Below are 22059 nucleotides of genomic sequence, written 5' to 3' on the forward strand. Positions count from 1 at the left end.
CCTCCCCGGCGGCTTTCCACTGCGGTAATCTGAATCCGGCGGCACCCTGTCATTGCTCTGTCACAGTAATGTCATGGAATAGGGGCTCTTTCGCGTCCGGGCCGGGAGCACGCCATGAATGACATCGCCAACCACCATCACGCCATCGACTTGGACAACCACGACTACTACATCAACCGCGAGCTAAGCCTGCTGCAGTTCAACCTGCGGGTGCTGGAACAGGCCATGGACGAGCACCATCCGTTGATGGAGCGGCTCAATTTCCTGCTGATTTTCTCGTCCAACATGGACGAGTTCTTCGAGATCCGGGTGGCCGGGCTCAAGAACCGGCTGGAAACCGGCACCGGGCAGCCCGGCCCGGACGGCATGCTGGCCCAGGAGATTCTCGACCAGATCGCCCGCATCACCCATGAAGCGGTGCAGCGCCAGTACCACATCCTGCAGGACATCCTGCTGCCGGCCCTGGCCGAGGAAGGGGTGCACTTCCTGCGCCGCGAGCACTGGACCCGGCGCCAGGCGGAGTGGGTGAAGAAGTATTTCCGGGAGCAGGTCTATCCGGTGCTGACGCCGATCGCGCTGGACCCGGCCCACCCCTTCCCGCGCCTGGTGAACAAGAGCCTGAATTTCATCGTGCCGCTGGACGGCAAGGACGCCTTCGGCCGCTCCACCGGCCTGGCCATCGTGCCGGCGCCGCGCTCCCTGCCGCGCCTGATCCGGCTGCCGGAGCACATCTGCGAGAACGGCAACGACAACTTCATCTTCCTGTCGTCCATGATCCACGCCCATGTGAGCGATCTGTTCCCGGGCATGAGCGCCACTGGCTGCTATCAGTTCCGGGTCACCCGCAACGCGGATCTGGAAGTGGACGAGGACGCCGAGGATCTGGCCAGCGCGCTCAAGGGCGAGCTGCTGTCACGGCGCTACGGCGACGAGGTACGGTTGGAAGTGGCGGACAACTGCCCGCGCCATCTGGTGGACTACCTGCTCGAACAGTTCGAGCTCACCCCCCAGGACGCCTACGAGGTGAACGGCCCGGTGAACCTGGCGCGCATGTTCACCAGCGTCAACCGGCCCCGGCTGCACTATGCGCCCTTCACGCCGCGCATTCCGGCGGCCGTGAAGAAACACGACAGCGTGTTCGACGCCATCGACCAGGGCGACATTCTGCTGCACCACCCGTTCGAGAGTTTCGCGCCGGTGGTCAATCTGCTCGCCGAGGCGGCCCGCGACCCCAAGGTGCTGGCCATCAAGCAAACCCTGTACCGCACCGGCATCAATTCCGAGATTCTCGATCATCTGGAAACCGCCGCCCGCAACGGCAAGGAAGTGACCGCGGTGGTGGAGCTGCGCGCCCGTTTCGATGAAGAATCCAATATCGAAGGCGCGCGCCGCCTGCAGGAAGCCGGCGCCATGGTGGTGTACGGCGTGGTGGGCTACAAAACCCACGCCAAGATGCTGCTGGTGGTGCGCCGGGACGGCGACGGCATCAAACGGTACGCCCACCTGGGCACCGGCAATTACCACACCAAGACCACCCGGATTTATACAGACTACGGCCTGATGACGGCGGAGAAGAGCCTGTGCCAGGACGTGCACAAAATCTTCCAGGAGCTGACCGGCATGGGCAAGGCGGCCCGGCTCAAGCATCTGAAGCACTCGCCGTTCACCCTGCACCCGAGCCTGATCCACTGGATCGATTTCGAAACCGAGCAGGCCCAGGCCGGCAAGCCGGCGCGCATTATCGCCAAGTTCAATTCGCTCACCGAGGAGCGCATCATGCAGGCCCTCTACCGGGCCAGCCAGGCGGGCGTGCAGATCGACCTGATAGTGCGCGGCATCTGCTGCCTGCGCCCGGGTATCCCGGGCCTGTCGGAGAACATCCGGGTGCGCTCCATCATCGGCCGTTTCCTGGAACACACCCGCATCTACCATTTCCATCACGCCGGCGAGGACCTGCTGTACTGCTCCAGCGCCGACTGGATGGACCGCAATCTGTTCAACCGGGTGGAGACCTGCTTCCCGGTGAACGACCCGCTGCTCAAGCAGCGCATCCTCCGCGAGGGGCTGGATTATTATCTGCGCGATAACGCCCAGGCCTGGCGGTTGAACCCGGACGGCACCTACACGCGGCTGCAGCCGGCGGAGGACGAGACGCCGTTCCTGGCCCAGCAGGTCCTGCTGGAAGAATTGACCGGCGGCTGACCCGGCCGCTCCTGCAAAGGTCGCCTACCGGAGCGTGAGAGCGTAATCCGCGGCCTGGAAGTACTCCTGTTCCTGCTCCAGATCCGCCAGGGTCAGCGGATGCTCCGCCAGCCAGCCTTCCGGGAATGAGAGGGTCAGGGCCTGGCCGTCCACCGCCAGGCCGAGGGCCGGCACCGGCCCGTCGTTGCGGGCATGGTGCAGCCGGCAGGCCAACCGCAGAATCAGGCACAGCCGCAACCAGCGCGGCTGCTCGTCCTCGGGGCAATCGTTCAGTGCCGACAGCGGCAGCTTGCGGCGATGGCCGCGCACCAGCAGCGCCACCCCCTGCTGCTCCTGGCGGGAGAAGCCGGGCAGGTCGGAATTCGACACCAGATAGGCGCCGTGCTTATGGAACTGGCTGTGCGACACCGCCAACCCCACTTCGTGGAGCAGCGCCCCCCAGCGCAGGGTGTCCAGGGCCGCGTCGTCCTCCAGTTGCCAGACCGGCGCCACCTGTTCATAGAGGCTCCGGGCGGTGGCCCACACCCGCTCCGCCTGGGCCCGCTCCACATGGTGGCGGTTCATCAATGCCTGGATGCTGCGCTCGCGCACGTCCTCATGGCTGAAGCGGCCGAGCAGATCGTAGAGCAGCCCTTCGCGCAGGGCACCGTTGGAGAACTGCATCCGCTCCAGGCCCAGCTGCTCGAAGATGCCCAGCAGGATCGCCAGGCCGGAGGCGAAGATCGGTTTGCGGTCGTCGCGCAGGCCCTTCAGGTCCAGAGCGTCCACGCTGCCGGCCTTGATCGCCTTGCGGCGCGCCTTGTCGAGCCCCTCCAGGGACACGCCCTCGCCGCTCCAGCCGTTCTCCTCGCACACCTGGGCGATGGCCTTGACGGTGCCCGACGCGCCCACCGCCTGGGCCCAGCCCAGCCGCCGGTAGTTGGCGTCGATGGAGAGCACTTCCTGGCGGGCGGCGGTGACCGCCTTGCGAAACGCCGCCTCGGTGATGCGCCCCTCCGGGAAGAAGCGCTGCCCGTAACTGACGCAGCCCATGTGCAGGGACTCGGTCTCCACCGCCTCGAACCGTTCGCCGATGATCAGCTCGGTGGAGCCGCCGCCGATGTCCACCACCAGCCGGTTGCCGGCGTCATCGGCCAGGCTGTGGGCCACCCCCAGGTAGATCAGGCGGGCCTCCTCGCGGCCGGCCACCACCTCGATATCGTGGCCCAGCAGGGCCTCGGCCCGGGCGATGAATTGCATGGCGTTGCGGGCCATGCGCAGTGTGTTAGTACCCACTACACGCACATTGCCACGGGGGATGCCGGTGATCCGCTCGGCAAAACGGCCGAGGCAATCCAGGGCCCGCTGCTGGGCGGCATCGTCCAGCCGGTTGTGCCGGTCCAGGCCAAACCCCAACTGCACTTTTTCCGAGAGGCTCTCCAGCACGCGCACTTCCCCCTGCGCCTGGCGGGCCACCACCATATGAAAGCTGTTCGACCCCAGATCAATGGCGGCCAGATGTTCCGGTTGTCGCAAAACCGTCCTCCTCGGCGGTCCCGGCCGGAGGGCCTGATAGGCGGCCCCTGTCGACCCCATTGCCCGGCGCGCTTGAAATCCGCGCTCCAGACCCTGATATTAATCACCCTCTACGACGCCTCGGCAACGAGGCGTCGCCCTGACATCCCGCGAGCCTAGCAGGAGAATTCAATGAGCGGCGAGATTATCAACGTGACCGATGCGGATTTCGAGGAGAAAGTCCTGAAAGCCGACGGTCCGGTTCTGGTGGACTATTGGGCGCCCTGGTGCGGCCCCTGCAAGATGGTAGCGCCGATTCTGGAGGATCTCTCCGGTGAATACGCGGACAAGCTGACCATCGCCAAGCTGAACATCGACGACAACCCGGAAACGCCGAGAAAATACGGCGTGCGTGGCATCCCCACCCTGACCGTGTTCAAGAACGGCGATGTGGAAGCCACCAAAGTGGGCGCGTTGTCCAAGTCCCAGCTCACCGCCTTCCTGGACAGCACGCTCTGATCCAGCCCGGAGCAGGATCACTGCCAGCCCGCGCACACCGTGAACCCGGTCGTGCGCATGGGCTGGACAGCCCCGCGACCCGGTGGTACATTCCCGAATCAGCGTATTCGCTCCCTCTGGCAGGGATTCCTGATCCGTCCGTGTTTCCGTCTCGTTTTCCTTCAGGTTTGCAAAGCCTGAACGGTTGAGGCAATGTTCGATCAGGGGTAACCCTCGCAGCCGGCATCCGGGAAATCCGGTCCCCGCCGCGCGAAGGTTCGCAAGGGTCACATCTTTAATCGTTCCCGTTCGTTGCGTCAGGCCATACTCAAGCCGGCTCTCTCATGCCGCCTAAATGGCCGGCCGGCCCGGGCGATTTCAGCCAAAATAAGGGCACGGCGCCGGACAGAGCGCCCGACCCCGAAAACCGGACCATCGAGACACCTTCCCATGGTGTATTCCGTCAATTCATCTCTGGACACCCTGTAAAACTCCAATGAATCTTACCGAACTGAAACAGAAGCCGATCGGCGAACTGCTGGATATTGCCAAGGAACTCGGCCTGGAGAACCTGGCGCGAACCCGCAAACAGGACGTCATTTTCTCCATCCTCAAAAAGGCGGCCAAGAACGGCTCCGACATCTACGGTGACGGGGTTCTGGAGATCCTGCAGGACGGGTTCGGCTTTCTCCGCTCCGCGGAAGGCTCCTACCTGGCCGGCCCGGACGATATCTACGTCTCGCCCAGCCAGATCCGGCGCTTCAACTTGCGTACCGGTGACACCATTTCCGGCAAGATCCGGCCTCCCAAGGATGGCGAACGCTACTTCGCCATGCTCAAGGTCAACGAGATCAACACCGACAAACCGGAAAACGCCAAAAACAAAATTCTGTTTGAAAACCTGACGCCGCTGTTCCCCACGGAACGCTTCGTCATGGAGATCGGCAACGGCTCCACCGAGGACATCACCTCCCGGGTGATCGATCTGGTGGCACCCATCGGCAAAGGCCAACGGGGCCTGATCGTCGCCCCGCCGAAAGCCGGTAAAACCATGCTCCTCCAGAACATCGCCCACTCCATCGCCCGCAACAACCCCGAAGCCCACCTGATCGTCCTCCTGATCGACGAACGCCCCGAAGAAGTGACCGAGATGTCACGCACGGTGCGCGGTGAAGTGGTGGCTTCCACCTTCGACGAACCCCCGGCCCGCCACGTGCAAGTGGCCGAAATGGTGATCGAGAAGGCCAAGCGGCTGGTGGAACACAAACAAGACGTGGTGATCCTGCTCGACTCCATCACCCGTCTGGCACGCGCCTACAACACCGTACAGCCCAGCTCCGGCAAGGTGCTCACCGGTGGTGTCGACGCCCACGCCCTGGAAAAACCCAAGCGCTTCTTCGGCGCCGCCCGGAACATCGAGGAAGGCGGCAGCCTGACCATCCTCGCCACCGCCCTGGTGGAAACCGGCTCCAAAATGGACGAAGTGATCTACGAAGAGTTCAAGGGCACCGGCAACATGGAACTGCACCTGGACCGCAAGGTCTCCGAGAAGCGCGTGTTCCCGGCCATGAACATCAAACGCTCCGGCACCCGCCGCGAAGAACGGCTGGTCAGCGAAGACGAGCTGCAGAAAATGTGGATCCTCCGCAAGGTACTCCACCCCATGGACGAAATCGGCGCGGTGGAATTCCTCATCGACCGCATGAAGCAAACCAAGACCAACGCCGAATTCTTCGACTCCATGAAGCGCAAGTAACACCAGGGGCCGCACACGCGGCCCCTTTTCTTTGCCCCCCCCCCACAACACCGGATTCACCCCGTAGGAGCGACTTCAGTCGCGATCCCCGAAGGCCCCAACGCCTCTTCATGCCTGAACACCACCGCTACCCTCTGGCACCTCCGCGAATGGCTAAAATCCAGCCCCTCCAGCAACTGACCTAGAAACCCCCGATAGAGAAACACCAGAGCCTTCAATCCGGTCTTCTGGGCATCCGGACTGCAACTCCTGTGAACCGCAAGACCGGCGCCCTGCCCCCGTCACCCCCATTCCTTAAAAGGCGACCTCAACGACAACCGGCGCTTAGCGCCGCGCCCTTGCAGCTAATGGGTAGCCCATGCATTAAAAGATATGCGATATTCTAGTGGCCCACACATCAGACATGCGAGATATAAGACAAAGAAATAAAAGTCACTTGTCGCAAAGGTCGCCGACCGGAAAGTCAGTGGGGAATGCAAGGCGTTGGTACCCGGGGCCTTACGCGCCGCCTGATCGGAACGGCGCACGGATATACGCCTGGGGATATATGACAAACGTCGGTGATAAACTGTTAGGAATATCTTCGATGGAATACTGTGATACCAAAATTTTTGGTTCTGTACCCCTGCCTAATTCAATTTCCGAAATCCTTGATTTGGCGAGGGAGCATTCTGCTGACAGGAGAAACGTCCACTTGTGGAGAGGTCAAAGTAATATCGTTTGGCCCATTCATAGCTCAGGATACAGAAGACTAATTAGAAAAAATCAAACTGTAAATGAATCTAGGATGCAGTCCTATGAGGAGTATTTACTGACGCATGCAACTCATCAGGGCTATCGGTTTGAATCGGGGCGGGAGTTATCAGATTTCGAACTCTTGGCGAAACTTCAACATCATGGCGCTGCAACAAGGCTAATAGACTGTTCAAGGAACATTATGGCGGCTCTCTGGTTCGCCTGCGCTTCAGAACCAGATGAAAAAGGCCTTCTTTTTGGTGTTCACTCTGACCATCTAGGCGGAGGCGAGAACAAACCCGAGACGCGCCAATACAAAGATATTTTTAAAGGGCTCGAGCAGTTCAGGCACCCACAGACTTGGCAACCTCCGGTTGTATCCAAAAGAATTGCCGCGCAAGGTGCACAGTTCTTATACAGTACGGTGGTTGATTGCAAGATGGGCAGTCTTGCCATTGAGGAAGAGAAAGAAACACATATAGCGATTGGCATCTCTCCGGCTTTCAAAAGCATTGCTCTTGAGGAGCTGTCTGGATTATTTGATATCCGTTACCTGACTTTATTCCCCGATATTGACGGGTTTGGCCACGCGAACAGCCAAGAATTTGATCAGCATGAGAGTGAAAGATGGTAATTCCTAACAATTAGCTGTTGTCGGGCGTACCTAAGCCTGCGCTTCGGTACGCAGCTAAGCCACGAGGTTAAAAATCAAGGAAAACCATGGGCAGACCTGCAATCCCAGCCGAGGTTAAGAGAGCCGTTTTAGTCGAAGCCGGCCACCGTTGTGCTATTCCTCGATGCGGCGAAACAGAGCTTGATGTGCACCACATAGTTCCCTGGGAAACGTGCCAAAAACATGAGTATTCAAACCTGATTGCGCTTTGTCCCATCTGCCACCGCAGAGCCCATAAAGGTGAGATTGATCGTAAGGCCTTGCTTCAATATAAATCTGCACTCAGTGCAGGTAGTGGGCCAGGAATGCAAACTAATTCTGAGGCCCCTATTGTTGAGATTAGGAGGCGAATATTTGAAAAGACCACGGAGGTGCCTGGTTACACATTCCAGTTTGACTTTCCGGACTTTGAAGGCATAGCACAACGTATTGTTTCAAAAAATATAGAGGCTTGGGGATATGAGCTTTTGGCGAAATTTAGGCATTATCAGGAAACGTTCCTGCCTGTTAAGGAGGAAAACGACCCAGAAATCGATAGCTTTTTAAAGGCCCCCAGCAGCCTAAGTGGCAGTTACCAAATCATTCGTAATGATGATGTGGTTATTAGTCTTGAATACACACTAGATAGATTTTTGACTGGCTCGGCACATGGTGGGCGTAGCACCCGCGTCCAGAACTTCTTGATCAGCCCGTTTCAACCTATAACCCCCAAGGACCTTCTAGCTGACAACTCTTCGCTAGATGACCTTTCAGAATTGGTTCGAAGCAGACTATTATCAAATCGACAGTATAGTGAAGAGTGGGTTATCAGAGGTACGGAGCCAGAAGAGAGAAATTTTTCTAAATTTATTTTGGAAAAAGACGGCATTCAATTTTTTTTCGATGAGTATAAAATTGACTGTTATGCCTCAGGAAGGCAAAGGCTTTGGATTGGTTTTGACCAGTTTTCAGATATTGGTAATCTGGATTTGTTGTCGAAGCTAGCGAGCAATGACTTTTAAAAACGGGCTGCAGCGGACCGTTTCCCGACGCGGGGGCCTCCAAATCGGCCACTGAGCCCGGGCGCTAGGCAATAAAGGGAAAGGTTCTGATATGGTGGATTTCTTTGGGAATGGCCTATGCATTCATTGCCATTTGGCAAAAAATGAGCTTGTGGATCTTGCTAGCTTCAATCAGCTGTCAGAGGCTTCATGGAAAGAGAAAGATGATACTTTACAGGAAGAACTGTCCGAACTGTTAGAAAAATATCCGGAAAAAAGTCATGACGACATTATTGATAGTTATTCATGGGAACTTCACCTCAATCAGCAAAAATACCCCACCTTACATAGAGAATCATTGGTTATAACGGTTTTTAACTTTCTTGAGCATCAGCTAAACTCTTTGTGCCACATATTTTATGAGAGCATTAGCAGCAACCTTAAATTGAAAGACATTCATGGGCAGGGAGTAGAAAGGGCATTATTATTCTTAACAAAGGTAGTAAATATTGATTTAGCATCCTTTGGTGCGGAGCTTCCAGCCATAAAAGGTGTAAACCTCGTGAGAAATATCATTGTCCATAATGGTGGAGTACTTCCTAGTGACGCTCACGCAAAAGTTAATAAGTTTGTTTCCGAGGCAGAGCACATATCTGGCAGTGCAGGAAGAGGCGTAAACATTCATGCTGAATTTATAGCATATTTTATTGACATACTGGCAGCATTTTTCGATAAGCTGGACAAAGAAGTCCAGAAGCACATTCAGGCATACCATGCCTAACATGACAAATGCACTCGGACATCAAAAAACGACGCTCCTTCATCGCTCTGCTTTTTGTCGCCAGTGATTTGCGGCTTTATGAGGTGATTGCACCATAGTGGAACTCGTATGGACCATCTGTACGGAACCCCATCCCCTGATAAAAATCGGCTGCGCCAGAACCCTTGTGGGCCACTAACCAAGCGCCACCGTTTTTCAGGCTTTGGATCAACGCGCGGGCTACACCCTGCTTCCTGCATGCTTCGGAAACGAATAGCTCCTGGATACAGGTGAGGCGGCCGGAATGCCAAGGGTACGAAAACGAAAATAACGCTCCTGTTACCTCGCCGTTCTCCTCAGCAATAAAGCAGTTCGCTGGATCAATCTCGAAAAAACGCTGTAAGTAGGCGTGTGCGTTGGCCAACTCCCAAGTTTCATTATACGGCGGGGCGGCATACGCCTCGCAAAATATCACTGCCACTTGTTCAATATCTTCTATTGCGCAATTTCGTATCTGCATACTTCTCCACCCTATAAACCCAATAACGCCTCAATCAGCTGCCGCTTTAGCGGTCTGCTGCATTGACTTGTTAGCCACCTTTCTAGCTTTCCGCCAGTGTTTTATTGATTGCATCCCTTTCTTGTTATTCATTTTTTTGTATTCTTCAAAGACCTCATCTGAAACTATTTTTGCATCTGCCATATTCCCCAATTCAGCATGACATTTTGCAACTTTCCATTTTAAATCAGCTTTTCGGGAATTATCGTAATTTGGGCAAATAGATAAAGCCGATTTATAATGTTCAATAGCTACATCAGGCTTTCTCTGACTTGCAGTCAAATCTCCAATCCAAATATGAACTGAAGCTTCGCCTTTTTTATCTCCAGCTCTCTCTTTAAGTTGCAGTGCATTTTGAAGTGCTGATAATGCCTCACCATTTCGACCTTGTGCCCTATAAATTCCACCAATTCTTGCTATTGCAGTTGATGCCCATGAAGTATCTCCAGAGCCATCAGCGAGATCATGCATTTGCTGATAAAGTGTTTTTGCATCTTCATACCTTTCGGCTTTGGTTAAGAAAAGCCCATACCTATCAAAAGAGTGCATATCTCGTTTTATTATTACGTCATTCGCCAACTCCTTCTCTGCGTCAGTGTCTCCACTCCTGCTTTTTAATTCTTCTATGAATGATATATCTGATTGGTCTATGCTTTGGATTTCTGTGTCATTAGCTAACTCTTTATCTTCTACAGAAGTGTCGCCGCTATGTTCTCGTGTCCACTTTGCCACGTGTCGCCTTAGCTTCTCACCAAATGCTTCTGGAGTATCAAAAGTTTCAAACAAAAGATTTCTTTCCTTTTCGAGAGACCTCTTAAAATCTAGAACAGCCGATAATTGAGGGCCCGGATCACTCATTCTTCTATGGTCTACGGCTTTAAAAAACACCACTATATCTCGCATCGGAAGCTCTTCAGATTTCAGACAGTCGAGCGCCACCATATACTCTTCATGAGTTCCCGAGGTATAGCCTTCTTTAGCTCCAGTCGGGCTTCCCCAACGATCCCACAGAACCAAAACAAAGAGATCACAAGATTTTAAATCTTCATTTATTTTTGACTGGGGTCTACCCATACCTCCCAAGGTGATTTCCCAGCCAATTGTTTGAAAATGACATCCTCTATCAATTGCATCAGCTTCGTTATGAGATGAGAGAAGTTCTCTAAAGACTTTTCGTTCTGATTCAAGTCCGCCCGGGCTAGCTATAAAAACTCTATAGTTTGTAATTTGTGATGCCACTCTTTCCTCCTCTGACTGGCTAACAGGTATTAGGACGCCGTCTCGAATATCCAATGAACGCGCCGGCGTCATATCCCGGCTTGCGTTTTTTGATATAAAACCTAATAAACCAGATGTTTCATATAGTTACAAACCTTTCACTAGTTGGCCGCCCCCGTTCGCGTGACCACTTTGTTTGCCGGTACCGATCATACTGTCCATTTGGGCAGAAGCAGGGGCGAGCGGGCGGCACTGCACTTCTGTCACGATCTTTGGTGGGGCTTATCGCGACTGAAGTCGCTCCTACAATTAGCTGGTAGAGCCTGTGCACCATGGCATCGTGCCCGCCGGGCGGGCTGTTTGCGGCCGGTCTTTCCACAGGACCCCGTAACGCAAAACGCCCCGGTGATGACCGGGGCGTTTTGCGTTTGAGGCCGGGCTCAACCGCCCCGGCCTGCGATTGTTATGATCCGCTTAACCAGCACTCCTGTCATTCGGGTCGTCGGCGAGCAAGCCGATTCGCGCCCCTTCGGCGAACGAGATCGTCCGCTGCGGGAAGGGAATCTCAATGCCGGCCTCATCGAACCGACGCTTCACGTTCACGTAACTGTCGCACTGCAACACGAAACCGTTCGCCGGGCTGTCCGCCCAGGCCCAGGCCCTGAGCGTAATGGAAGAATCGCCAAGCGCCGTGACCCGGACCACGACAACCGGCGCGTTATCTCGTATTTCTTCTTCCGTGCGCTGATCAATAAGCTGCGGATGCTTGGCGATTTCGTCCTGCATGATCGCCATCGCCTGCTCCAGGTTGGTGGAATAGCCCACACCCACCTCAATGATCTTCCGGGTCTTACTGTCCGTGTGGTTGGCATTGACCACCACATCGCTGCTGATCTGCGAATTCGGGATGATGATTCGATTGTTCTCCGCATCCCGAACGATGGTTTCCCGAAGCGTGATGTCTTCCACCGTCCCCGTGTAAGTGCCGGAGACGGTGATCCGGTCGCCGATCCGGAACGGACGGAAGAACACGATCATGAAACCGCTGACGATATTCCCCAGCACCTGCTGCGAGGCCAGCCCCCCAACCAGGGTGAGAATGCCCGCCCCCGTCAGCAGTGAATGGCCAACAATCTTGAGCTCGGGAATGTGCGTCAGGCAGGCGCCAATGCCGACACCATAGATCACCACGGATATCAGGCGCTTGGCGAAATTGAGCGCGGTCTTATCGACGGATGCCGTCGTCAGCCTGGACGACTCCAGCCGGTTGATGATCGCAATGACCACCCAGTTCACCAGCGCCGCAATCACCATAATGGTGACGAGCACCGCCAAAAGCCGAAAGTCCGAAGGCACGCTGTCGAATACTGATTTCATTTGGAAAATCCTAATTGCCAGCACATAGTCTGGCTCCGCGGCGGTGTTGGAGGAGTGGAGCGCAGGGAACGGCGCCCGACAACAGCCCCAGGTTAGCTGATGAACCTGGCCATGGCACGACTGTCCGCCCCTTCCCCGGCCTCAAGGGCAACCTTCACACTGGCCCGGTTCTTTTCCGGTTGATTCTGACTCGCCTTCAACTTGCCCGCCAAGCCGGCCGTTATACTGCCCCGCACCTTGCAGCCGGCAGGGTGGGCCCGAGTTAGCAGCTGACGAAGGTCTGCGCAAGGAGCTCCACCCCATGGACGAGATCGGTGCGGTGGAATTCCCTATCGACCGCGTGAAGCAGACCAAGACCAACGCCGAATTCTTCGATTCCATGGAGCGCAAGTAACACCGGCGGTCTTTTCACAAAACCGCGCAACGCAAGCCCCCCCCCCGGCTCACCGCCGGGGCGTCTTGCGTTTAAGGCCAGCGCCAGAACGTACCGCAACTACCTGTCAGGCATCATCCACGGGAACCCGCTTGTTCCTTTTCCGATACTTCCTCTGATACTCACGGCGCTGCTTGGTCACCTCATAAAGGACGATGCCGGATGTGGTGGCAAGATTAAAGCTCTCGATCATCCCAAACATGGGGATGCTGATGCACAATATACTGTTCGCAATAGCGGTATCACTGATACCCCGAGACTCATTGCCAAACCAAACGGCCAGCTTGTACCACTCCGTAAAGTCGATCTCATCGAGAACGCCATTGTTTCGTCCCTTGACGTGTGGAGACGTAACGATCGAGACAAAGCGATTTTTCTCCAGGTGCGCAATGCAGTCCTCGGTGCTGCCAAAGCGCTTGACGAAACTCCATTTGATAGCCGAAACGGATGTCTGGTTGAGCGCTTTCGTTCTTCGCATTTCTTGCCAATCGTCCGGAAGGGCTGACCTGGGATCGATCACGTACACCTTCTCCACACCCAGGGCATTCACGTTGCGAATTACCGTTCCGATATTTCTGATATCGCTCGGGTCTTCAATAACGGCAATCAAGTTTTTGCAGCGGTCGCCCTTGATTTCATCCGCGCGCTTCCGCACCGAACTCTTTCGTTTTTTCTCTTCCGTCATTTCCTCGCTACCGCTCTCACGTAATGCCTAACGCCAGGATCGTCTGCTGATTGGGATTTCCGTGGCAGTCTTTAGCGAGCCCCGCTGCGACTTTTTTAAGCACTATCTGGCCTCAATTCCATAGGGCCCCCTCCTTCAGAGCACGACCTAAGCTCAAGAACACGCCTTCTGGTGATAACCAAATGAAACTCGGCCGACCAGAAACCATCACAAATATACCTTTTCCTGAGGGAGGACCAATTTTCCAACAGTCCTTTTAGTGATTTTTCATAGCTCACTTTTGAGCCGTCGCCAAAAGTTATCGTGGCGCCCTCATAATGAAGCCCGCGAATTTTCCGTGTCGCATTCCGCTCTACCGAATGGGAAGCTCCGCCCACTTCGACAACAACAGCACCCTCCGTGGCATTGTAAATATAAAACGGCTCATCTACAGAGCAGGAAACCATGCTGATAAGAAAAACCGAGGCAGCCAGTATACGTACTCTCATCATCCTTGATCCCTAACGCCCACAGCCCTCGCGGTCGGTGCGTAGCGTCGGCCGCCCCGCAGAGCCTCAAGCCCTCCGGCATCGAGCCGGTGGCGGTTATCTACTGCTTGGCTATATGCCACTATTCATCACCACGTAGACAATCAATGCCATTGCCAGGTTTAGAACTGCCGAAACTTGTAGGTAATGAAAATGCCGCTTCGACCCGCCAAACCAGCTCACCACGGCAAACAAAATGAGTGATACGGGCAGCATAGAAACTACAGCGACCAGCACCAACCCACCGACCTCCCGGCTTAACTCGAGCACCCCAAAAAGGTCCGAGGCCAAAAAGATTGCGAAAACGGATACGGTTGCAATGAAAAAGCATCGCTAATTTTTTCGATGTAAGACTTCATCAGCATTTACATATAGCGCCAAACCAATCGAACCATTTGAGCGCAGCGAAATTGGGCCACTGCAGCTTCTTGTTCCATTTTCAGGAAGCCCTGTATTACTTTTACGCCGCTCATTTGATAAACCTCAAGGCCAGACCCGCGGCAGAAATAACAATGCCCGCGACGAGAGCGAAAAGCCAATAGGCCCCGCAACCTTCTGAGCCGACAATTCTGTAGTATTCACTGCCACCAGACTGTTCGCCAAACCAACTCACCGGCAAAAGGTCGGCATTCCTGAAACCTTGGCAATCACCGTGTACGCAACAATCAGCAACCCAAATATAATTATCAGCTTGGACATTACTCACCTCACACATGACGCGGAAGCAGACAGGCGCTAGCTTGGTCGCCAAGGTGCTGCGTGATACCTACTCGCTTTCGGCCAGAAACTGCTTCGGCGCGAAAAAAGCACCGCCGCTTAGGATGTGTGGTTCCAGACATCGCGCGTTTAATCGCTTTACGTAGCATTCAAGCCTTTGAATCGACAAAATAACCTCTGAATTAAGCCGCGCGAAGCGGCGCCGGCTTGAATGAATTGTTAGCGCTCTACCGACTTGGTGATAATGTAGTGAATCTCGTAACCGCGGCCAGTTGGCCAGTCATCTCGCTTTACCTCGTGTTTGAACTCTCCGGAGACTTCGCTAGTCGAGCGGCCCGCTGAAAGTGCTGAAAGGACGCCAGGTGGGAGGTCGCCACCAGCAGCTTTGAATGAAAGAGCTTTTGACGCTGCGATAAGCTTTTCCGTCGCAAGAGACGCGTTTTCTGGCTGGTTGTAGTTCAACACCAGCTTTACCGTGTCCGCCACATTCGCGCTGCCTGTGACGTAGTACGCAAGGTTGTTGGCTAGCCGCATATCCGATTGACCAATATCCTTGTACGGCGAGGAGCAATGGTACTCATCGTCAAAGTCGTGCCTGTACCCACGCGTTACAAGTGTCGGATCTAGGAAGGAGCAGGCCTCACTGGGAAGCCAGCCAATGCTCACTACAGGTCGTTCCTGCTGTGGTGCAGCGGCAACGTCTGCTGCATTTGCTGACGCGGTCGCTTCCGCAGCAACTGACTCGCTTGATGATTGGCTAGAGCCGCCATCCGAGCAGCCAGCGACGAATAACGTGGCTAAGATTATTGGAACGATTAGATTTCTCATGGCGCGACATTCCCCTATTGAGCGCTAACGGGTATTAGGACGCCGTCTCGAATACCCAATGAACGCGCCGGCGTCCTATCCCGGCTTCCGTGCTTTGATATAAAACCGAATAAATCAGATATTTCATAAAGTTACAAACCTTTCACAGCGGCGCTCCCGGTCCCGTGAGCCTTTGGTTTGTCGGCATCGACTATGCTGTCCATGTGGGCAGCGGCTGGGACGACCGGGTGGTACTCCGTTGCTGTCGCGGTCTCCGGCGGCGGTTATCGCGACTGCGGTTATCGCGACTGACGTCGCTCCTACATGCGAGCCTGCGGGAGGTTGGGGGGCATGGCATCGTGCGGGGCGGGTGGGCTGTTATACTGCCTCGCACCTTGTAGCCGGCGAGATTCCGTTTCATGAAATACCGCGATTTGCGCGACTTTATCCAGCAACTGGAGAAACAGGGCGAGTTGAAGCGCGTCACCGCCGAGGTGGACCCGCATCTGGAGATCACCGAGATTTGCGACCGGACGCTGAAGGCGGGCGGGCCGGCGTTGTTGTTCGAGAATCCGAAGGGCCATTCGATTCCGGTGTTGGGCAATCTGTTCGGCACGGAGCGGCGGGTGGCGTTGGGGATGGGGCGCGATTCGGTGGCGGAGTTGCGGGAGCTGGGGGAGCTGTTGGCGTTTCTGAAGGAGCCGGAGCCGCCGAAGGGTTTCCGGGATGCCTGGGAGAAGCTGCCGGTGTTCCGCAAGGTGCTGAGCATGAGCCCCAAGGTGAGCGGTTCCGGGCCCTGCCAGGAGCAGGTGATCGAGGGCGACGATGTGGATCTGACCCGTTTGCCGATCCAGACCTGCTGGCCCGGCGACGCCGGGCCGTTGGTGACCTGGCCGTTGGTGATCACCCGGGGGCCGCATAAGGAGCGCCAGAATCTGGGCATTTACCGGCAGCAGTTGATCGGGCGTAACAAGCTGATCATGCGCTGGCTGAGCCATCGGGGCGGCGCGCTGGATTTCCAGGAGTGGCAACAGCAGCACCCGGGTGAGCCCTTCCCGGTGGCGGTGGCGCTGGGCGCCGATCCGGCCACCATTCTTGGCGCGGTGACACCGGTGCCCGATACCCTTAGCGAGTACGCTTTCGCCGGTCTGCTGCGCGGCGGCAAGACCGAGCTGGTGAAGTGTCTGGGTTCGGATCTGCAGGTGCCGGCCAGCGCCGAGTTCGTGCTGGAGGGCCATATTCATCCCGGCGAGATGGCCGACGAGGGGCCGTTCGGTGACCACACCGGCTACTACAACGAGGTGGAGCGCTTCCCGGTGTTCACCGTGGAGCGCATTACCCACCGCCGCGATCCGATTTACCACAGCACCTACACCGGCCGGCCGCCGGATGAGCCGGCGGTGCTGGGCGTGGCCATGAACGAGATCTTCGTGCCGATCCTGAAGAAGCAGTTTCCGGAGATCGTGGATTTCTATCTGCCGCCGGAGGGCTGCTCCTACCGGATGGCGGTGGTGACCATGAAGAAGCAGTACCCGGGCCACGCCAAGCGCGTGATGATGGGGGTGTGGTCGTTCCTGCGGCAGTTTATGTACACCAAGTTCGTGATTGTCTGCGACGACGATGTGAACGGCCGCGATTGGAAGGACGTGATGTGGGCGATCACCACTCGCATGGACCCGGCCCGGGACACGGTGCTGGTGGAGAACACGCCCATCGATTACCTGGATTTCGCTTCGCCGGTGGCCGGACTGGGTTCGAAAATGGGGCTCGACGCCACCTCGAAATGGCCCGGCGAAACCAGTCGTGAGTGGGGCCGTCCGATTACCATGGACGACGACACCAAGCGCCGGGTGGATGCTCTTTGGGATCAGCTCGGCATCGACTGATGGGTTGATCGCGGCTGGAGCCGCTCCTACAACAAGGCTGGCTTTGGCCGCGATCAACCCGAGCCGACAAGGAGCGCCCCCATGAGCTGGAACCCTTCGAACATTCCCGACCAGAGCGGCCGGGTGGCCGTGATCACCGGTGCCAACAGCGGCATCGGCCTGCGCGCCGCCCATCATCTTGCCGCCCGTGGGGCGCGCATCATCATGGCCTGCCGCAATCTGGAGAAGGCGGAGGCCGCCCGCCGCGACCTGCCCGGCCAGACCGAGGTGGTGCATCTGGACTTGGCCAGCCAGGCCAGCGTGCGCCAGGCCGCCGAGGACATCGCCGGGCGCTGCGAGCAAATCGATCTGCTGGTCAATAACGCCGGCATCATGTGGCTGCAGGAAGGCCGCACCGAGGACGGTTTCGAACGCCAGTTCGGCATCAACCATCTGGGGCATTTCGCCTTTACCGGCCATCTGCTGCCGCACCTGCGTGAGGTGCCCGGGTCCCGCATCGTCACCGTCAGCAGCATCGCCCACCGGGGCGGGCGCATTCACTTCGACAACATCCATCTGGACGGCGAGTACGGCCGCCAGAAAGCCTATGCCCAGGCCAAGCTGGCCAATCTGATGTTCGCCATCGAGCTGGAGCGGCGGCTGCGTGATGCCGGCGCCGAGACCCGCTCGCTGGCCTGCCATCCGGGCGTCGCCAGCACCAACCTGGCGGGCCCGGGCATCGCCGAGGAAAGCCCGCTGGGCATCGGCCGGTTGGCCCGCTGGGCCTGGCCGCTGTTCACCCAGAGCGCGGAGAAGGGCAGCTGGCCCACGCTCTACGCCGCCACCAGCCCGGACGCCCGGGGCGGCAACTACTACGGCCCGGCGCGCTTGATGGAAGCGTTCGGGCCGCCCACCGAGGCGCGGCCACGGCGCTACGCCCAGGACGGCGCCCTGGGGGCGCGGCTGTGGGAACTGTCCGAGAGCCTGACCGGGGTGCGCTTTCCCTGAGCCCTGGCTTGAACGGCGGGGCGGCGCCATCATATTGAGTACCGTCCCACTTGCCGGAGCCGCGCCATGAACGATGACACCCTGACCCTGGGCTGCGCCCACTGCGGAGCGATCAACCGCATTCCCGCCGCCCGCCGCGCCCATGGCCCCCGTTGTGGCAAGTGCAAACGGCCGCTGTTCGAGGGCGCCCCGATTACCCTCACCACGGCCAATTTCAGCGCCGTGGTGGAGCGCTCCCAGATGCCCGTGGTGGTGGACTTCTGGGCCAGCTGGTGCGGGCCGTGCAAGATGATGGCGCCGGTGTTCGCCCAGGCCGCCGCTCGCATGGAGCCGGATCTGCGCTTCGCCAAGCTGGACACCGAGGCGGAGCCGGCCCTGGCCGGGCGCTTCGGCATCCGCAGCATCCCCACCTTGATGGTGTTCCGCGAGGGCCGGGAACTGGCCCGCCAGGCCGGCGCCCTGCCGCAGGCGCAGCTGGAGCAGTGGCTGGCCGCTTATCGGTTGTAACGTCCACCGGCAGCCTCCACCCCCAGGGCCGGCGCCGCCGGCCCTTCAGTCAATTGCCACCGGCTGCCCGGTTAGTACCATGGTTCCATAAGAACAAACAGGAACCACCATGGCTTTTAATCTTTCCCTGGACCGCCGCGGCTTTCTCAAGGCGCTGGCGGCCACCGCCGGGGCCGGCGCCCTGCCCGCCCTGGCCCGGGCCACCGACGACGGGTCCGGCGGGCAGTGGCAAAACTGGTCCGGCAACCAGAGCGCCCGCCCCCGCAATCTGGCCTACCCGGCCACCGAGGATGCCCTGCAAAAACTGCTGGCCGCCACCACCGGCACGGTGCGCGCCTTCGGCGGCAGCCACTCGTTCAGCGGCGTGGTGCCCACCGACGATACCCTGGTGTCCCTGGAAGCGATGGCCGGCCTGCGCGGCCGCGATGGCGACGTGCTGCATTTCGGCGCCGGCACCCGCATCGCCCAGGCCGGCGACCAGGCCTGGGGCGAGGGCCACAGCCTGGTCAACGAGCCGGACATCAACCTGCAGTCCCTGGCCGGGGCCATCGCCACCAGCACCCACGGCACCGGCCTGGAACTGCCCAGCCTGTCCGCCCAGGTGGCCGGGCTCACCCTGCTGGACATGGCCGGCCGGCGCCACCGCCTGACGGCGGCGGACGGCGAGCTGTTCGACGCCGCCCGCTGCTCGGTGGGCGCCCTGGGCCTGGTCACCGAGGTGTCCCTGCGCACCGCCCCGGCCTACCGGCTGGAGGAACACACCTGGACCCTGCCCCTGGACGAAGCCATGGATTTCGTGGAGCGGGAAAAGAACAACTTCCGCAATATCGAATTCTTCGCCTTCCCCCTGGGCGGCACCGCCATCGTCAAGACCATGACGCCCACCGAGCGGCAGGACGACAATCTGGCCCAGGACGACAGCAACGACCTTCTGGAAATGGTCTCCGAACTGGCCATGCGCGCCGGCTGGCTCACCTCCACGCTACAGAAACTGGTGACCTTCTTCGTCGAGGAAAGCCGCCGCTGGGGCCCGGCCCACAAGATCTACGCCAACCGCCGCACGGTGCGCTTCAACGAGATGGAATACACGGTGCCGGCGGAACAGGGCGTGACCTGCCTGCGCCAACTGTGCGAGGCGATCCGGGAGCACGACATCAATGCGTTCTTCCCCATCGAATTCCGCTACGTGGCCGCCGACGACACGATGCTGTCCATGTTCAGCCAGCGCCCCGGCGCCACCATCTCCGTGCATCAGTATTACAAGCAGGACTACCGGCCTTTATTCGAGGTCGCCGAGCCGGTGCTGCGGCGATGCCAGGGCCGGCCCCACTGGGGCAAGCTGCACGGCCTGGGCGCGGCGCAACTGCGCGAGCTGTACCCGCGCTTCGACGACTTCCTGGCGATCCGCCGGGAACTGGACCCGCAGGGCCGCCTGCTCAATGATCACCTCAAGCGTTTGTTCATCGATAACGGATAACAACCATGAAACGACGCACTTTTCTGATCGCCCTGGGCGGCGGCCTGGCGCTGGCCTGGTGGCTCAAACCCGGTGACCGGGGCGCGCCCCACCCGCCCTATTTTCAGGCGCTCAACGACCTGTTCCGCCAGCACGGGCCGGGCCGGCCGGTGCTGTTGATCGACCGCCAGCGGCTGGCCGCCAACTGCCAGCGGCTCACCGCCCTGCTGCCGCCCGGGCGCGACTACCGCATCGTCGCCAAGTCCCTGCCCAGCGTGCCGCTGATCCGCGAGGTGATGGCCCAGACCGGCACCCGCCGGGTGATGGTTTTCCATCAACCGTTCATTACCGCCCTGGCCACGGCGGAACCGGGCTGCGATCTGCTGCTCGGCAAGCCCATGCCGGTGAACGCCGCCGAGCGTTTCTATGAGGAACTGCCGGCGCAGGCCGCCTTCGATCCGGACCAGCAACTGCAATGGCTGATCGACAGCGAGGCGCGGCTGCGGGAATACCTGGCCCTGGCGGAGAAGCGACAGCGCCGCCTGCTGATCAATATCGAACTGGATGTGGGCCTGCACCGTGGCGGCCTGGCCACGCCGGAGCAGCTCGACCCGCTGCTGGCGCTGATCGAGGCACACCCGGAGCGGCTCGGCTTCAGCGGTTTCATGGGCTACGACGCCCATGTGGGCAAGCTGCCCGCGGTGGTGGAAAGCCGCCAGGATTCGCTGCGCAAAAGCCAGGCGGTGTATCAGAGTTTTATCGACCGCCTTTATCAGTTACAGCCGAAATACCGGGAACAACGGCTCACCTTCAATGGCGCCGGCAGTCCCACCGTGGCTTTGCACGGCGACGAAACGCCGCTCAACGAACTGGCCGTCGGTTCGGCGCTGGTAAAGCCCACGGATTTTGATCTGGACACCCTGGCGGAGTTTGAGCCGGCCGCCTTTATCGCCGCGCCGGTGCTCAAGGCCATGGACGGGCTGCAGCTGCCCGGCCCGCTGCCGTTGGGGGACGCCTGGGCGCTCTGGGACCCGAACCGGGCGCGCACCTATTTTATCTACGGCGGTTATTGGAAGGCACAACCGGTGTCGCCGCCGGGCATCGAGGCCAACGGCCTGTACGGCGCCAGCACCAACCAGATGATGTACAACGGCGCGGACAGCACCGCCCTGGAAGTGAACGACCAGATTTTCTTCCGCCCCACGCAAAGCGAATTCGTGCTGCTGCAGTTCGGCGACCTGGCCGCCGTCTCCGACGGCAGCCTCCAGGACTGGTGGCCGCCGCTGCCCCAGGGTGAGGGGGCCTGATCGCGGCTGAAGCCGCTCCTACTCGTGCCGATTCCGTAGGAGCGGCTTCAGCCGCGAAAGCTTTTGATCCTCCTTTACAAAACCAGCCCCGATTCCAATGCCATACTCGTGATTCGTTTTGAGCGAACAAGGAGGATTGCCATGAAAAAGCTGATTATCGCCACCGCCCTCGCGGGTGCCTTCACCGTGGCCCATGCCGGCGACGCCATCAAAGCCGACAGCGCCGCCATCAAGCAGGGCATCGAGGAAGGCCAGATGGTCCACGTGACCGGTGAGGTGACCCAGGTGCTGGAAGACGAGCACTACATGCTCAAGGACAGCGCCGGCACCATCGAGATCGAACTGGACAACGATCTCAGCGGCGACCGCCAACTGCCGGTGGGCACCCGTCTGGACGTAGTCGGTGAAGTGGAGCACGACGACGGCCGCACCCTGGTGGAAGTGGAAAAAGTGAATTCCATGCAGGGCGCGGACATGGACGGCGACAACCGCTGA

General features: G+C 58.5%; 18 protein-coding genes. 12 read left to right on the forward strand and 6 right to left on the reverse strand.

Annotated elements, in window-relative coordinates; translation table 11 throughout:
- Nucleotides 1-114: 114 nt before the first annotated feature.
- On the forward strand, nucleotides 115-2202 hold the full coding sequence (gene ppk1, locus FGS76_RS14240; RefSeq protein ID WP_138773318.1) for a polyphosphate kinase 1: 2088 nt from the start codon (nucleotides 115-117) through the stop codon (nucleotides 2200-2202).
- A gap of 24 nt (nucleotides 2203-2226) precedes the next feature.
- Here ppk1 and ppx read toward each other — a convergent pair whose 3' ends face one another.
- Complete coding sequence (ppx, locus tag FGS76_RS14245) at nucleotides 2227-3717, reverse strand: exopolyphosphatase (RefSeq protein ID WP_138773319.1); 1491 nt, start codon at nucleotides 3715-3717, stop codon at nucleotides 2227-2229.
- A gap of 171 nt (nucleotides 3718-3888) precedes the next feature.
- On the opposite strand from ppx, the gene trxA reads away from it, so the two are divergent.
- The 5 genes from trxA to FGS76_RS14270 all read left to right on the forward strand — a co-directional run bounded on the left by trxA (nucleotide 3889) and on the right by FGS76_RS14270 (nucleotide 9119).
- Nucleotides 3889-4215 carry a thioredoxin TrxA gene (gene trxA / locus FGS76_RS14250; protein WP_138773320.1) on the forward strand — a complete coding sequence of 109 codons (327 nt, stop codon included), beginning with the start codon at nucleotides 3889-3891 and terminating at the stop codon, nucleotides 4213-4215.
- A 475-nt stretch (nucleotides 4216-4690) separates the two neighbouring features.
- Nucleotides 4691-5950, forward strand: coding sequence for a transcription termination factor Rho (rho, locus tag FGS76_RS14255; protein ID WP_138773321.1), 1260 nt, complete (start codon nucleotides 4691-4693; stop codon nucleotides 5948-5950).
- Between the two features lie 586 nt (nucleotides 5951-6536).
- Nucleotides 6537-7319 carry an FRG domain-containing protein gene (locus FGS76_RS14260; protein ID WP_138773322.1) on the forward strand — a complete coding sequence of 261 codons (783 nt, stop codon included), beginning with the start codon at nucleotides 6537-6539 and terminating at the stop codon, nucleotides 7317-7319.
- 86 nt (nucleotides 7320-7405) lie between these two features.
- Nucleotides 7406-8359, forward strand: a complete 954-nt coding sequence (locus FGS76_RS14265; RefSeq protein WP_138773323.1) for an HNH endonuclease — start codon at nucleotides 7406-7408, stop codon at nucleotides 8357-8359.
- A 91-nt stretch (nucleotides 8360-8450) separates the two neighbouring features.
- The gene (locus FGS76_RS14270; RefSeq protein ID WP_138773324.1) at nucleotides 8451-9119 is read left to right on the forward strand and encodes a hypothetical protein; all 669 of its coding nucleotides are present in this window, start codon (nucleotides 8451-8453) and stop codon (nucleotides 9117-9119) included.
- A 76-nt stretch (nucleotides 9120-9195) separates the two neighbouring features.
- Here FGS76_RS14270 and FGS76_RS14275 read toward each other — a convergent pair whose 3' ends face one another.
- The 5 genes from FGS76_RS14275 to FGS76_RS14300 all read right to left on the reverse strand — a co-directional run bounded on the left by FGS76_RS14275 (nucleotide 9196) and on the right by FGS76_RS14300 (nucleotide 15442).
- Nucleotides 9196-9618 (reverse strand): GNAT family N-acetyltransferase, encoded by a 423-nt coding sequence (locus tag FGS76_RS14275; protein ID WP_138773325.1) that lies wholly within the window; start codon nucleotides 9616-9618, stop codon nucleotides 9196-9198.
- Nucleotides 9619-9648: 30 nt separating this feature from the next.
- A complete protein-coding gene (locus FGS76_RS14280; RefSeq protein WP_170214482.1) occupies nucleotides 9649-10896 on the reverse strand; it encodes a tetratricopeptide repeat protein in 1248 nt (415 codons plus the stop codon).
- 453 nt (nucleotides 10897-11349) lie between these two features.
- The gene (locus FGS76_RS14285; protein WP_138773327.1) at nucleotides 11350-12252 is read right to left on the reverse strand and encodes a mechanosensitive ion channel family protein; all 903 of its coding nucleotides are present in this window, start codon (nucleotides 12250-12252) and stop codon (nucleotides 11350-11352) included.
- Nucleotides 12253-12752: 500 nt separating this feature from the next.
- Nucleotides 12753-13370 (reverse strand): TrmH family RNA methyltransferase, encoded by a 618-nt coding sequence (locus FGS76_RS14295; protein WP_138773328.1) that lies wholly within the window; start codon nucleotides 13368-13370, stop codon nucleotides 12753-12755.
- A 1463-nt stretch (nucleotides 13371-14833) separates the two neighbouring features.
- Complete coding sequence (locus tag FGS76_RS14300) at nucleotides 14834-15442, reverse strand: hypothetical protein (protein ID WP_138773329.1); 609 nt, start codon at nucleotides 15440-15442, stop codon at nucleotides 14834-14836.
- 398 nt (nucleotides 15443-15840) lie between these two features.
- On the opposite strand from FGS76_RS14300, the gene ubiD reads away from it, so the two are divergent.
- The 6 genes from ubiD (at nucleotide 15841) to FGS76_RS14330 (ending at nucleotide 22059) form a co-directional block, all read left to right on the forward strand.
- Entirely contained in the window at nucleotides 15841-17307 is a 1467-nt protein-coding gene (gene ubiD, locus FGS76_RS14305) for a 4-hydroxy-3-polyprenylbenzoate decarboxylase (protein ID WP_138773330.1), read from the forward strand.
- Between the two features lie 81 nt (nucleotides 17308-17388).
- Nucleotides 17389-18294 carry an oxidoreductase gene (locus tag FGS76_RS14310; protein ID WP_138773331.1) on the forward strand — a complete coding sequence of 302 codons (906 nt, stop codon included), beginning with the start codon at nucleotides 17389-17391 and terminating at the stop codon, nucleotides 18292-18294.
- A gap of 66 nt (nucleotides 18295-18360) precedes the next feature.
- Nucleotides 18361-18801, forward strand: coding sequence for a thioredoxin TrxC (trxC, locus tag FGS76_RS14315; protein ID WP_138773332.1), 441 nt, complete (start codon nucleotides 18361-18363; stop codon nucleotides 18799-18801).
- Nucleotides 18802-18910: 109 nt separating this feature from the next.
- On the forward strand, nucleotides 18911-20278 hold the full coding sequence (locus tag FGS76_RS14320; RefSeq protein WP_138773333.1) for a D-arabinono-1,4-lactone oxidase: 1368 nt from the start codon (nucleotides 18911-18913) through the stop codon (nucleotides 20276-20278).
- Nucleotides 20279-20283: 5 nt separating this feature from the next.
- Nucleotides 20284-21564: an alanine racemase gene (locus FGS76_RS14325; protein WP_138773334.1), complete on the forward strand. Its 1281-nt coding sequence runs from the start codon at nucleotides 20284-20286 to the stop codon at nucleotides 21562-21564.
- A 141-nt stretch (nucleotides 21565-21705) separates the two neighbouring features.
- Complete coding sequence (locus tag FGS76_RS14330; protein WP_138773335.1) at nucleotides 21706-22059, forward strand: NirD/YgiW/YdeI family stress tolerance protein; 354 nt, start codon at nucleotides 21706-21708, stop codon at nucleotides 22057-22059.

The sequence above is a fragment of the Alloalcanivorax gelatiniphagus genome (genome assembly GCF_005938655.1).
Classification (GTDB): Bacteria; Pseudomonadota; Gammaproteobacteria; order Pseudomonadales; family Alcanivoracaceae; genus Alloalcanivorax; species Alloalcanivorax gelatiniphagus.